Raw genomic sequence first — 13,022 nt, 5'->3', positions numbered from 1 at the left:
ACCGTCGTCAGCGCGCCGACCTGATCGGTCGTCAAGGCCGCGACCTGGGTCGTCGTCAGCGCTGCAACCTGCGCCGTCTTAAGTGCTGCGATATCCGACGTGGACAGCGCGCCCAGTTGATCCGTACTCAGCGCGGCCACGTCTTTCGTCGACAGCGAGCCAATCTGCGTCGTCGACAATGCGCCGATTTGCGCGGTGCTCAGAGCGCCCACTTGCGTCGTCGTCAGGACGCCAACCTGCGTAGTCGTCAACGCGCCGACCTGGTCCGAGGTCAGTGCGCCGACCTGCGTCGTCGTCAACGCAGCGACCTGCGCCGTCTTCAATGCAGCGATATCCGCGGTGCTGAATGCGCTCAGTTGATCCAGACTCAGTGCGGCCACGTCCGCATTCGACAGCGCGCCGATCTGGCCGGTCGTCAGTGCGCCCACCTGCACGCTCGACAAAGCGCCGACTTGCGACGTCGACAGCACGGCGACCTGCACGTAGGTCAATGCGGCGAGCTGACTGGTCGACAAACCCTGAATTTGCGAGCTGGTCAGCGCGCCGAGTTGGGAAGTCTTGAGGGACGAGATGTCCGAAGTGGACAAGGCCGTCAATTGAGACGACGACAACGCCGCCAATGCCGCGCTGCTGAGGCTGACGATATCGGCCGTCGACATCGCCGCGATCTGATCGGTGCTCAGTGACGGAGCCTGGAGCGTGGATAACGCTGCGATGTCGGACGTCGACAGGTGGCCGATCTGGGTGGTCGTCAACGCAGCGATTTGCGCCGGCGAAAGTGCCGATACGATTGAAGTCATGAATCTTCCCGTAGCTTTGGTTTTTTAAGCGGCGTCCATACAGCGCTGTCGTTATTCGAACCTCGATCCCCGAGTCGACGCCTGGTTCTGGTTTGTTATCGGCGAACCCTTACCAAAACTTTAGAAAACTTACTAAAACAATTTCTCCTGCAATGCGGCGTGTATGCAGGCTCGTGACCCGTCGTCGAAACGGCGTCGAACAAACGTTTGCGTGACGCCTTTTCATGTCAACGTCGCGAGCCTGCGCACTGCCTTCCGCGCGATTCGTCTCGTCAGGCAAATCGTCAGAACAATATGTCTTCATACGACTGCAGCATGGCGGCTGCACCCGTCATGCCATACCTCGCGTCGTGCGAACGAGGTGTTACGCTGCACCAGGACGCCTTCGCGGGAGTCGGAGTGAGCCGCCGTTCACGCGGCCACAGCCGGCCAGAATGGATAGCACCAGAAAACACGCGAAGCGCGATTGCCTATAAAAAGGCCTACATCGCTGCGGGAGCGACTGCGATGGGTTACAAGACCTGTATTGCATTGACACTAACGCTGGTCAGCCAGGCGGCACTCGCCTGGCAACCGCTCGTTTATCCGATTCGAAGCCAGACCGCGTACCAACGCAGCATCGACACGGCCACCTGTTATGCGGCGGCCAACAAGCAGACCAAAGTCAACATCGCGCACGAGTCGCAATTGCCGCCGCGTCAGCCGGTCGCGACTAAAACCTCGACGACCGGCACGCCGGCGCGTCCGCCTTTGCCGCCGAGCAGTTTCTCGGCCGTGCCGCCGGGCACCGGCATGCCGGCCGCCGCGAGTGGAGCGACGGCGGCCACCGCGGCGCCCGCCTCGTCGACTGGCGTGGCCGACTCGCACAGGTCTCAGACGGCACAGGGAAGTCAGGCGAACCAGCCGGGCCATCCCGCCCAACCGGCGACGGCGAACGCCGCTTCTGCGGCCACCGCCACGCCCGGCAGTTCGGAAACAGCTATGGCGAGCGCGGCCGGGACCAGCGCGGCGGCATCGAGCGTGAACCTGCCGCCGCTGCCCGCCCCCGAACCACCCATGACCCAGTACTGGGCCGCATACGGCGCATGTATGCAGGCACGAGGCTACGTCGTCGCGCAGTAAGCACGCGCAGCGGCAGGCCCGCTCTTCGGCAACACGGCGCCGGCCACGGCGCCACTTTGCGAGACGGCCATGCTTAGCGATAGCAGCATCGATCAACGCGATTTCTCTCTCTGCGGGCACTGCGGCGCCACGCTGCTGAGCCGTTTTGCGTTCTGTCCGGGCTGCCACGGCCGCACGCCGGTGGCGCAAAGCATGCGCTTCGAAGCGCCGATGGGCATGCCGATGATGTTCAGCGAAGCATCGGCGTTATCCGTGCCGCGCGCGCCATCGCACACCGGTCGCAGCAGTAGCCGGTCACTACGCGAGTTCGCGTATCCGTATGCCGTCGTGGAGGAAAGCGAACTCGACCGGCCGCTTCGTCAGAGATTGCGTCAACCGCTCGCGCTCGCGGTCTCGGTGCTGGTCGCGACGAGCGCCGTCTACCTCGGCTTCATTCATCGCGACGACGCCGGCATCGGCGAACCCATTGGGGTCTCCGGCGCGGTCAGGACTCAAACCCCGGCGCAAACCTTCAAGCCGGGCGCGAGGCAGGCCCTCAAGCCAAGCGTGACACCGGCCCAGCGCGGCGCGGCCACGCTCACCGCAAAACGGATTGCCAGCGCGGTTGCGGCGCCCGCCCCGCTCGTCGCGACGTCGTTCACTTCGCGCAGCGACACGCCGGCCGCAACCGGCAATCCACACACTCAGGCGCCGGAAAAAGCCCGCACGGAGATAGACGTGTCGCGGCACCTTCGCGCCGCGCGCGCCAATCTGCAAAACAACAATCTGTCGGCGACCCGAACGCGGCTCGCCGCCGCCATCGCCGCGCAGCCGCGCAACCGCGATGCGCTCAACCTGCGCGCGACGCTGGCCGAACGCGAACAGCAGCGCGACGCGCTGCTGAGTCTGGCCAGAGGATGCGGTTATATCGAACGCTGGAACTGCGTCTCGCACACCGCCAGCGACGCGCTCGCGATCGATGCGAGCAGCCAGGAAGCGCATCGCCTCGTCACGCTCGCGACGCACGAATCGGAACTCGCGAGCGTCCCGGTGGTGGAACCCACGCCGCCGGTTGTGCCGCAAGTCCGCGACCCGAACCAGCATCATTGAAGCGCGCACGCCGCGCGCTATCTTGCCGGTATCGCCAGACGGGACACCTGCTGCGCAATCGCGCGATAGCGGTCGGCCGTATCGCGCAGCGTGAGCCCCGCGAGCGAACGTTGCGTTCGCGCCTGGCCGAGTGCCAGCAGAATCGCTTCGGCATAACAGCGCACGTCGTCGGTATCGACGAGTTGCACGCCTGGAAAGTTATTAGCGAAACCGAACGACGGAATGCGGCTTGCCACGATCGGCACGCCCGAGGCCAACGCCTCCAGAAACGCCACACTGTGTGCTTCGGAACGCGAGGGCATGACGAACACGTTCGCCTCCGACAGCACGGTCGCCACATCGGTGCGCGGTCCCGCAACGAGCACGCGGTCCGCCACGCCCAGTTGCCGCGCCAGCTCGATCACCTCGCGCTGATACGCCGGATCTTCCACGACGCCATACAACGCGAGCCGCGCGTCTTTGACCTGCTTGACGATTTCGCTGAACGCCCGCACCGTCAGCAACTGATTTTTCACCGACGCATAGCGGCCGATCTGCACCACTTGCGGCACGCGGTCCCCGCGATCGGCGCTCTCGGAAAACGCAAACCGGCCGAGGTCGACGCCGTTCGGCACCACGGTCATCGCGGGATGCGGCCCGATGGCCTGCACGTAATCGGTCACGCCCTGCTGCGACACGCCGATCACCATCCGAGCGCGGCCCGACAGGATATGTTCGACGCGCCGGAACAGCGGCCGCTCGAAGTCGTTGGTCGCCGAATGCATCACATACACCACCGGCACGCGCAGCGGCAACGCGCGCGCATAGAACGACGGAATGGTCGCGTGCGCGAAGATCACGTCGGGACGGAAGCGCCGCACGGCATGGAAGAGCGACCAGAGCTTGCCCGGCGGCCCGTGCCGCCGGCGAGGAAACCAGCACTGCACGCCGTGCTGCTGCAACTCGTCTTGCAGCGTCGTGAAGTCGGCATGCGCGGGTAGCAGCGACGCCACGCACACGGCCATTCCTTCCGCGCTCTGATCGATCGCGAGGTCCTTGGCCAGCACCTCGGCACCCGACAGACGCGGCGCCAGCACCAGATGGAATACCCGCATCATGGGTTCCTTGCAGTCAGCGTGCGGAACAGCATCCAGGCCGCGGCACAACCGAGGCCGAGCGTCATCGACCACGCGATGCCGGTCACGCCCCACCCGTGCACCGCGGGCGGTGCGCTGATCAACAGCACCACCACCTGAATCGCCGACGCATGCACGGTCGCCTTCGCGTCGCCGACGGCCCGCAGATAGGCGACCAGCACGGCGATCAATGCGCCGATCGCCATGTTGATGACGAGAATCCTGAACAACGGCACCGCGGGCAACCAGGCCGCGCCGAGAATCAGCGAGAAGAGCGGCTCGGCCACCAGCCGGAGCACCTCGACGAATACCGCGAGCCCCACCGCGATGGCGAGCAGATAGATCTTGATGAGCCGCGCCGCCGCCTGCGGATTACGCCGATGGTGCGCGGCGAAAGTTGGAAACAGGTATTGCGACATGGCGATCGCGGCGTCGGCGAGCAGCATCTGCGCAAGCCGCGACGACATCTGATAGCCGCCGAGTTGCGCCGGTCCGAGCAGCTTGCCGACCACCACCTTGTCGAACTGGTTGAGCAGCAGGTTGATCACGCTGCTTGCCCAGATCCAGCGGCTAAAGCCGACATATTCGCCGATGCCCGACCATACCGCGCGCAGCGGCGGCCTCGGCGTCATGGTGGTCCAGGTAAGCGTGGTCTTCAGGCTCTCGGCGGCGACCAGCCCGATCAGCACCGACGCGGCGCCTGCGCCGTAATAAGCGAGCGCGAGTCCGACTGCGCAATCGACGAAGGACGCCGCTACTTCCACGCCCGCGATGTGCTGGAAGCGGCGCTCGCGTTGCACCAGGTAATAGGTCGGCGACGCCAGACCGCGCAACAGCGGCAGCAGCGCCGCGAGTTGCAGCAGCAACAGCGAACCGGTCAGATGGAACTGGCTGCCGAGCAGCGGCGCAAGCGCCACCAGCAGCAAGGAAATGAGCACGCCGCGCGTGGTCAGCGTGGTCCACACCGCGCCGAGTTGCGGCCGCGACGGCGAGCGTTCGCCCTGAATGACGGCCTGCGCAAGTCCGGTATCGGAGAGTGCTTCGGCAATCGCCACCGCGAGCAGCGCCACGCTGACGCTACCGATCGCGGCCGGCCCGAGCATGCGGCCGATTGCCAGAAACTTGATGGCCACCAGTCCACGCACGGCGAACTGTTGCAGCAATACCCAGGTGGCCGCGCTCGCCCCGAAGCTGCTCGCTAGTGAAACTGCCGGAAGCCTGATCGCCCGCAAGCTGATTCTCCATCGAACACGCTGCGCCGTCGGAACGGTCGCGCGCCACGATACAAACGCATCGCTGCGAACCCCGCCGGCACTTCGTCAAATTGGTTGTGCCAGCATGCCGGCAAGGTCTGGAACGAATTCCATGCACGACCTTACCGCGAGAGATTCGGCGACAACCGCCATCACCCAGGCCGGTTCGGCCTGCCCTTTGGCGGGCTCGTACGGTGACCCACAGAGCCGATCAAATTCGCGATTCTCACGCACGCCGGCGATGCTAACGTTAGTTCGCCAGCGCCACGCGAGCATCGTACGGACGCATCGGCAAGCCGATTCATCCACCCTGAGACGCTCGAGACCGACACCGCGATGGAACCAGACTACGTCCTGATTGTGGAACCCAATCTCACGGGCCATCGCTGGCGTTATGCCGAGTGGACCATGCAGGCCTGCGCCGATGCCGGCTACCCATGCATCCTCGTGACCGAATCGGCCAACGAAGATCACAAGCTCGCGCGGCAGATTACCGCCGCGAATCGCCCGGACCAGCAGATTGCTTTCGTCGATCCGGAAGTGCACCCGCGCGGCGGTCTGCGCGAGTCGAACCAGTACTGGCGCTTTCACCGCTATTTCAAGCGGGTTCATACGATCGTCGGCCGCTTGCAGCCCATCCGGCTCGTGGTCGTGCCGTATGCCGACTACTTCTTTCACGCGCTGCCGTTTCTCGGCTCGCCGTTCGGTACGACGCCGTGGATCGGCATTACGATGCGCGCGACGTTCCATCATCATAAGGTCGGCATCAAGGCGCCCGACCGGCCGCTCGTCAATGCGCTGAAGGCCGCGATGTTCAAACGCTCGCTTCATACCAGCGGATTGCGCACGCTGCTGACGATCGACCCGACGTTGCCGGAATGGGCCGCACGGCATGCATCGAAGCGCAGCGCGAAGGTCGCGTATATCGCCGATCCGTTTCCGGACGAACACGCCGAAGACCCGATGCTGGCGCGCGCGCGTCTCGGGCTCGATCCGGCTCAGCGTTATCTGCTCGTGTATGGGTCGATTACCGAGCGCAAAGGCATTTACGAACTCGTGCACGCGTTGACGCGTCTGGACGAAGCGCCGACGCTGATCGTCGCGGGCGAGCAGGACGCCGGCACGCGCCACTTCATGCGCAACCATATCCGCAGTCTCACGCCCGCGCCGCTCGTGCTCGACGACTTCATTTCCAACGAGGTCGAGCGCGATCTGTTCTCCGCGTGCGACGCGGTCTGGTTGGGCTACAAGGGGCATTACGGCATGAGCGGCGTACTGGTGCAGGCCTACCGCTTCGGCAAGCCGGTGATCGCCACCGAAGATGGGCTGATCGGCTGGTTCAGCCGGCGCTGCGAGCTGGGACCGATTCTGAGCGACCTGAGTTCGGCGTCGATCGGCCGGGCTATTACCGAGACCATGACGTCGTGGCCGCATCCGCACGACGACGGCGCGAGCACTGGCCGCGAAGACCTGCTGTCGTTGCACACGCTCGTTCAGTTCAAGCAGACCTTGCTGCAGCAGATGGCCTGAACAGCGCCCTGAAAACACCGAGGCCGGCTTTGAATCGCCGGCCTCGTTTTTTCCCGCAGAACGTCCCACCCGCCTTACGACAACTGTCCGCCTGCGACCGGCACCTCTTCACGCACGGAGCTGCTGCGCTTTTCGGGGAACAGCGCGTTGCGCATCAGCAGGAACGGATACTCGATGGCCCGCGTCGTCACATAGCCGATCGCGATAGCCAGCGCGAACTGGAACGCCAGTGCGAGCACCCAGATCGCGCCCGGCGCGAGATGCATTGCAGTGGCCTTGCGGATCAGCATGTCGCCGGGCGCGAGCGCCAGCGAATGCCACAGGTAGATACCGTACGAGTAGAGCCCGACCCAGGCCACGCCGCGATACAGCCAGGTCTCCTTGATTCGCCCGGAGTACTGGAGCACGAATACGATGAGCGCCGCGAACCCGAGCGCCTGAATCGTGTAGCCGATACTTTCGTCGAGCACGAGGTTCTTCGTCGCGAACACGAGCCATGCGCACAGCAAGACGACGCTCGTGACCAGCCACCATTTGCGCCGCGCGATCTGCTGATAGACGGCAGGTTTCATCCAGTAGAGCGCCGACAGGATCACGCCGACCAGCAGGCTGTCGATCCGGTATTGGGTGTACGCGAACGCGCCGTCCAGATCGCCGCCCGCCACGGCAAAACAACGCGCGGTGAGCACTACCGCACAGATGCCGCCGAGCAGACTGACAATGGTCCACGCGCCGAGCCGCCAACGCGCGAACAGCAGCAGCAAGGCAGGCAGCACGAGATAGAAATGTTCTTCGACCGCGAGACTCCACGTCTGGGTGATCGACGTGCCCAGATAGTTCTGCAGGTGTGTGAGGTTCTGAATCAGGAAGGTATTCCACGGATGCCGGCCGGCGAGCACATGAAACGCGATCAGCACGTAATACGCGGGCCAGATACGAAACACGCGCCGGATGATGAAGCGTTTGGCGTCTACATGTCCGGTTTCCGCGTATTGACGAAGCAGCAGTCCGCCCACCAGAAAGCCGCTCAACGTGAAGAAGAGATTCACCCCTTCGCGGCCGAAGTTCTTCAACGGGTATTCGATGATCTGAATCAGGAAATTGCCGGTATGGACCGCGTGAAAGTGAAATCCCATCACCGCGATGATCGCTATACCGCGTACGAAATCGAGCTCGATGGCCCGTCCCGCTCTTGTTGGTTCCGCCCCGCCGAACAGCTTCATATTGTTCTCCCCATTGGCCTTTATACGGGCGCGCTGGCCCTGATGAATATTCGTTGGCGACAAGGGCGCCTGTGCGCCAACTTCAAGACATTCACCGACAAGATCGTCGCGTTTGGGCGGATGCCGCACGGAGTGAGCTTGCCCTCGTCGCCAGAATCCAGGTTAGCGAAGACGAAAGGCAGAGAGGCCCGGAGCCGGTACTTTCTTTCAATCACAATTGACCCGATGCGAGACCGTCCGCACCAGACCGACGGCATATCGACGCAACGGGGGAGGAACAGAAATGCGCCACCAGTATGCAACGCCATGGATCTGGATTTTTCTGATTCCGCTCGCGCTCGACTACAAGGCGACCGACGCCAATACCGGGCACTTCGCACAGTTTATTTTCGTCGTACCGGCCATCGCCGCCGGACTCGCGCTTCTGCTGATCGCACCACGTTTTCACGAGCGCTCGCGACTGCGTTCCATCGTCACGTTCAGCATGCTGCTCAGCGTGTTCGGCAGCATCGTCGCGCAACTCATTCAGGACAACGACGGCGGCAATTATCTGCGTGTGCTGCTGCCGTTTCTGCTGTTCCTGCTCGGCTATCTCGTCGCGTGCCGGCCGTGGAGCGAATACCGTATCGCGCAGATCGAGCGCGCACTGTTCGTCGGCAATCTGATCAGTATGATTTTTACGTTCGTGTACGGCATGGCGACCGGCGGCGGACTCGAAGACGTGCGCTTCCGGATTCTCTCCGTGACGCTGCTCGGCCTGCAAGGCGTGTTGTTGCATGAATTCGTGGTGGCGCGCCGCTATTCGTTCTTTACCGTGAGCGTGTTCGCGGCCAGCGTGATCATCGAGTTGCTGAGCGTGACGCGCAGCATCATGGTCGGCACCATCCTGCTGTTCCTGATCGCCATTGCGCTGAGTGCGCCGTCGATCCGTCAGGTCTGGCGCGCGCTCGGGCGCAGCATCGTGGTCGGCGCGCTGCTCGCCGGCGTGGCCGGCGTCGCGGCGCTCGCAGTGCCGACCGTCGCGGAACACTGGACGCAACGCATCTTCGCCTCCGAAGAGACCAGCTCGGGCAAAGACCCGACCACCATCACGCGTCTCGCGGAAATACGCGACCAGTACGATCAGGTCACGGCCGAGCCGGAGTCGCTGCTGTTCGGCCAGGGTTATGGTCACTACTATCACTACTCGCCGGTCTACCTGCCGGATCTCGCCGGTCAGATCAGCGCGAAGGATTTCTACGCGATCAACGAATGGGCCGCGGGTCACAACTTTTGGGTCTATCAGTTCTTCGCAGGCGGCCTCGTGTTCGGCATTGCAATGCCGCTCGCCACGCTCGCCGCGCTGGCGATCTGCATCTTCTCGTATCGCTACTGGCGCACCGTCGTGCCCAAAGCGCCCCTGCTGCCGACGCTCGGCCGCGCCATCATGCTGTTCGCCGCGTTGCCGGCCACCTCGATTGGCGGCAATCCGCTCGGACCGCGTTTTTCCGGGCTGGTGTTCGGCGTCGCGCTCGGTTTAATGGTCGCCACACACGCACGCCTGCAGTTAGCATTGCCGGCCCGCAAGCGAAGGCTGCCGTGGTCGCCGCGCAATCCGCGCGCCGGCATGCCCGACCTGCCGCGCCGTGTCGAGCCCGCGATGGGCCAGCCCGCGATGGGCCAGCCCGCATTGGGCCAGCCCTCGCTCGGACAGTCCGGTTCGGGCCATCCCAATCTCCCTGCCCGGCTCGCTATGTCGCGCCTTGCAAGCGATCCCGCGCAACACGCCAACGGACCGACCCTCGCCCGATGAAAATCCTCCATCTGCTTGCCAGCGTCGATCCTCGCGACGGCGGTCCGGTCGAAGGCGTGCGCCGCAGCGGTCTGGCCATGCGGGACGCCGGCCACGAGATCGAAGTGGCCACCTGCGATGCGCCCGATGCGGCACACGTCAGCGCGTTTCCGTTTGCCGTGCATGCGCTCGGCCCGACCCGCAATCGCTATAGCTACAGCGAACGGCTCGTTCCCTGGCTCGAGACCAACGCCCGGCGTTTCGATGCGGTCGTGGTGCACGGCTTGTGGCAATACCACGGCCTCGCCGCGTGGAAAGCGCTGCACGGCGGCCCGGTGCCCTACTACGTGTACGCGCACGGCATGCTCGACCCGTGGTTCAAGGAAGCCTATCCGCTCAAGCACCTGAAGAAATGGCTGTACTGGCCATGGGCCGAGTATCGCGTGCTGCGCGATGCGCGCGCCGTCATCTTCACCACGGAGGAAGAATGCACGCGCGCACGGCGTTCGTTCTGGCTGTACCGCGCACAGGAACGCATCGTGCCGTTCGGCACGACGGTCCCGCCGCTCGCCGCCGAACCATTGCGCGAAGCCTTCCTGCAAGCCATGCCCGAACTGCGGGGCAAACGCATCGTGCTGTTTCTCGGCCGGGTGCATGCGAAGAAAGGTTGCGATCTGCTGATCGATGCGTTCGCCCGCGTCGCCACGCGTGACCCCGCCCTGCATCTGCTGATCGCGGGGCCGGACGAAACCGGCTGGGCCGCCGCATTACGCAGTCAGGCCGAAGCGGCGGGTATCGGCGATCGCGTGAGTCTGCCCGGCATGCTTCAGGGCGACATGAAGTGGGGCGCCTTTCATGCGAGCGATGTGTTCGCCCTCCCCTCGCACCAGGAAAACTTCGGCGTAGCGGTGGCGGAGGCGCTCGGCTGCGGACTGCCGGCGCTGATTTCCGACAAGGTCAACGTGTGGCGCGAAATCGAAACGGACGGTGCGGGACTCGTGGCAAGCGATACGGTGGAAGGCACGCAGCGCAGCCTCGAACGCTGGCTCGAACTCGACGCGCCCGCACGCGCCGCGATGCGTGCCCAGGCGACGCAAACCTTCACCGCCCGGTTTCGTATCGAGACCATGGTGAGCGCGTTGACCGCTTTGCTGGAACAGAAAGGCAGCGCCGACGCATCGCGGGATGCCGCGCTCGGCGCGTTGCGCGAGATGACCCAGCCGGGTCGTTAGAAAGCGGCGGCTTTGCGTTGCTCATCGTCAGTCATCGTCAGAAAACGGGAGACGGCCGAACCAGCGCCATCTCCCGTTTTTTATTCAGGCCAGAGCCGGGTCGGCTGCGGCCTTCACTGTTCCTTCATCAGCGGCGTTAGCGTAGCCGCGGCAATCGGCAGCGTCTCCACCTGAGGCTGGGGCGCCGCCGACATCGCCTTCATCACGCTCGCCGACGTGTCGTTCCGCGTATGGCCGACGCTATCCGGAAGGTCCAGTTGCCGCACCAGATGCCCCGCGAGCCGCAGCGACAGCGCGGCAATCGTGATAGTGGGGAAGTTGGCGCCGACCGTCGGAAACACCGAACTGCCGCCCACGTACAGATTGCTCATTCCATGCACCTTGCAGTTGCGATCGACCACGCCTTCGCGTGGCGAATCGTGCATGCGGGTAGTGCCCATGTGATGCCACGTGCCTTCGAGTTTCTTCGGCCATGCGCGACCTTCGAGCGGCGCGTCGAGCACCACGTCGGCGACACCGGCCATCTGCAATTCGCGCGCGAGCAACTGGAACGTCTTGTCGAATGTGCGCTTCACCTGGTCGCCCATGCGCCATTCGACTTTGACGCGCGGCATGCCGAGCCGGTCGCGCTGGCTGGTCGACAACGTGACGCGGCTGTCCGGGTCCGGCACCGCCTCGACGATCGCCTGCAGCGTCACATCGGTGATCAGCGCCGGCGATTGCAGCAGCCGGGCCAGACCGAAGCCCACCGTATCCAGCGGATGCGCGGCCATGGTCAGCAGATCGGCCTTGACGTTGCGGCCGGGTTGATCCTTCTGTAACAGCGCTTCCTTGCAGCGGATCAACGCCTCGGATCCGGCGCTGCCTTCGCCATACCAGCGCGAGTACAGCCAGACGCGCGAATTGAGCAACTGCTCGCGCGCCATCCATTCCTCGGTCGGCGCGAACTGTGACGAGATCTTCGTGCCATGCGCGGAAACAGCGGCGTTCTGATAGTGATATTTGATGTCGTAGAGTTTGTTGCGTGCAATGCCGCGGCGGAACTTGAGCCGGCCGGACATCATGCGCGGATGATCCATGAAGTAACGGCCGACGAGGTCGTGGCCGTTGCCGAGTCCCGCCGCCTGCACGTTGTTCGACGTGAGCAGCAGACGCGCATTCTCGATGCCGCCGGTGGCCAGCACGAAGGTCTTCGCCGACACCGAGATCCGCCGTCCGCTGATCGTGCCGACCCGCACACGCGACACGGAAGTGCCCTGCGCATCCGCGTCGATGCTCAACACGTTCGCATGCAGAAACACGCGCACGTGAGCCGAATTCGCGAGGTCGTCGCGATACACCTTACCGAAACGCAGCGGCGGACTGAACTGCGCGACCGTGTCGCGCATGTCGCCCGTCGCGAGCGGAATGCGCCGCACGTCGCCGCGCCCGATTTCCCGCTCCCAATACGCCGGGTCGAACGTTTGCGGACCGAGCTTGAGCAACTCGTGCGTGCGTGCGTAGTACGGCGCCAGTTCGTCGAGACCGAACGGCCAGCCGCTGTGCGCAATCCAGTCGCGCTTGTCGAAATCCCACGGATCGAGCGGGCGGCACCAGCCGCCCCAGCAATTGCTGCTGCCGCCGAAATAGCGGCTGCGCGAACCGTCGGCGAACGTGTACGGCAGCCCGGCATTCTCGCCGCGATAGAGGTCGCGGGTTTCATCGTCGGGACCGAAGCCGCCGCTTTCGAGCAGGCAGGTATCCACACCGGCACGCGACATTTCCAGCGCCAGCGTGATGCCTGCCACACCTGCGCCGATGATGCACACCGTCGTCTCAACGACCGTGTTCTGTTCGAGCGTGCGAGTATCGATGAACATCCCAACTCCCATCATGTGCAAGCATTGC

General features: G+C 64.3%; 9 protein-coding genes and 1 pseudogene. 5 read left to right on the top strand and 5 right to left on the bottom strand.

The window, feature by feature from the left end; genetic code table 11:
- Nucleotides 1-800, bottom strand: a pseudogene (locus FQ746_RS15360) (heme utilization protein); the annotation flags it as partial.
- 507 nt (nucleotides 801-1,307) lie between these two features.
- On the opposite strand from FQ746_RS15360, the gene FQ746_RS15355 reads away from it, so the two are divergent.
- Nucleotides 1,308-1,922 (top strand): hypothetical protein, encoded by a 615-nt coding sequence (locus FQ746_RS15355; protein ID WP_144110208.1) that lies wholly within the window; start codon nucleotides 1,308-1,310, stop codon nucleotides 1,920-1,922.
- Nucleotides 1,923-1,991: 69 nt separating this feature from the next.
- Complete coding sequence (locus FQ746_RS15350) at nucleotides 1,992-3,011, top strand: hypothetical protein (protein ID WP_144110207.1); 1,020 nt, start codon at nucleotides 1,992-1,994, stop codon at nucleotides 3,009-3,011.
- 17 nt (nucleotides 3,012-3,028) lie between these two features.
- Here FQ746_RS15350 and FQ746_RS15345 read toward each other — a convergent pair whose 3' ends face one another.
- Together FQ746_RS15345 and FQ746_RS15340 are read right to left on the bottom strand one after the other, a co-directional pair.
- Entirely contained in the window at nucleotides 3,029-4,105 is a 1,077-nt protein-coding gene (locus FQ746_RS15345; RefSeq protein ID WP_144110221.1) for a glycosyltransferase, read from the bottom strand.
- Nucleotides 4,105-5,358: an oligosaccharide flippase family protein gene (locus FQ746_RS15340; protein WP_144110206.1), complete on the bottom strand. Its 1,254-nt coding sequence runs from the start codon at nucleotides 5,356-5,358 to the stop codon at nucleotides 4,105-4,107. The genes FQ746_RS15345 and FQ746_RS15340 overlap by 1 nt, the downstream gene beginning before the upstream one ends.
- A 357-nt stretch (nucleotides 5,359-5,715) precedes the next feature.
- On the opposite strand from FQ746_RS15340, the gene FQ746_RS15335 reads away from it, so the two are divergent.
- Nucleotides 5,716-6,909 carry a glycosyltransferase gene (locus FQ746_RS15335; protein WP_144110205.1) on the top strand — a complete coding sequence of 398 codons (1,194 nt, stop codon included), beginning with the start codon at nucleotides 5,716-5,718 and terminating at the stop codon, nucleotides 6,907-6,909.
- Between the two features lie 74 nt (nucleotides 6,910-6,983).
- On the opposite strand, the gene FQ746_RS15330 is transcribed toward FQ746_RS15335, so the two are convergent.
- Nucleotides 6,984-8,132 (bottom strand): acyltransferase family protein, encoded by a 1,149-nt coding sequence (locus FQ746_RS15330; RefSeq protein ID WP_144110204.1) that lies wholly within the window; start codon nucleotides 8,130-8,132, stop codon nucleotides 6,984-6,986.
- 283 nt (nucleotides 8,133-8,415) lie between these two features.
- Between FQ746_RS15330 and FQ746_RS15325 the strand changes: the two genes are divergently transcribed.
- Together FQ746_RS15325 and FQ746_RS15320 are read left to right on the top strand one after the other, a co-directional pair.
- A complete protein-coding gene (locus FQ746_RS15325) occupies nucleotides 8,416-9,924 on the top strand; it encodes a hypothetical protein (RefSeq protein WP_260854066.1) in 1,509 nt (502 codons plus the stop codon).
- Nucleotides 9,921-11,135 (top strand): glycosyltransferase, encoded by a 1,215-nt coding sequence (locus tag FQ746_RS15320; RefSeq protein ID WP_144110203.1) that lies wholly within the window; start codon nucleotides 9,921-9,923, stop codon nucleotides 11,133-11,135. Before FQ746_RS15325 ends, FQ746_RS15320 begins: the two co-directional genes overlap by 4 nt.
- A 113-nt stretch (nucleotides 11,136-11,248) precedes the next feature.
- Here the strand turns inward: FQ746_RS15320 and FQ746_RS15315 are convergent, their stop codons facing one another.
- Complete coding sequence (locus tag FQ746_RS15315) at nucleotides 11,249-12,994, bottom strand: FAD-dependent oxidoreductase (protein ID WP_144110202.1); 1,746 nt, start codon at nucleotides 12,992-12,994, stop codon at nucleotides 11,249-11,251.
- Between the last annotated feature and the right edge of the window lie 28 nt (nucleotides 12,995-13,022).

Source organism: Paraburkholderia sp. BCC1886 (genome assembly GCF_900996245.1).
In the GTDB taxonomy this organism is placed as follows: Bacteria; Pseudomonadota; Gammaproteobacteria; order Burkholderiales; family Burkholderiaceae; genus Paraburkholderia.
Note: the sequence above shows the minus strand (reverse complement) of the source record. Positions and strands in the feature narration are given on the sequence as shown.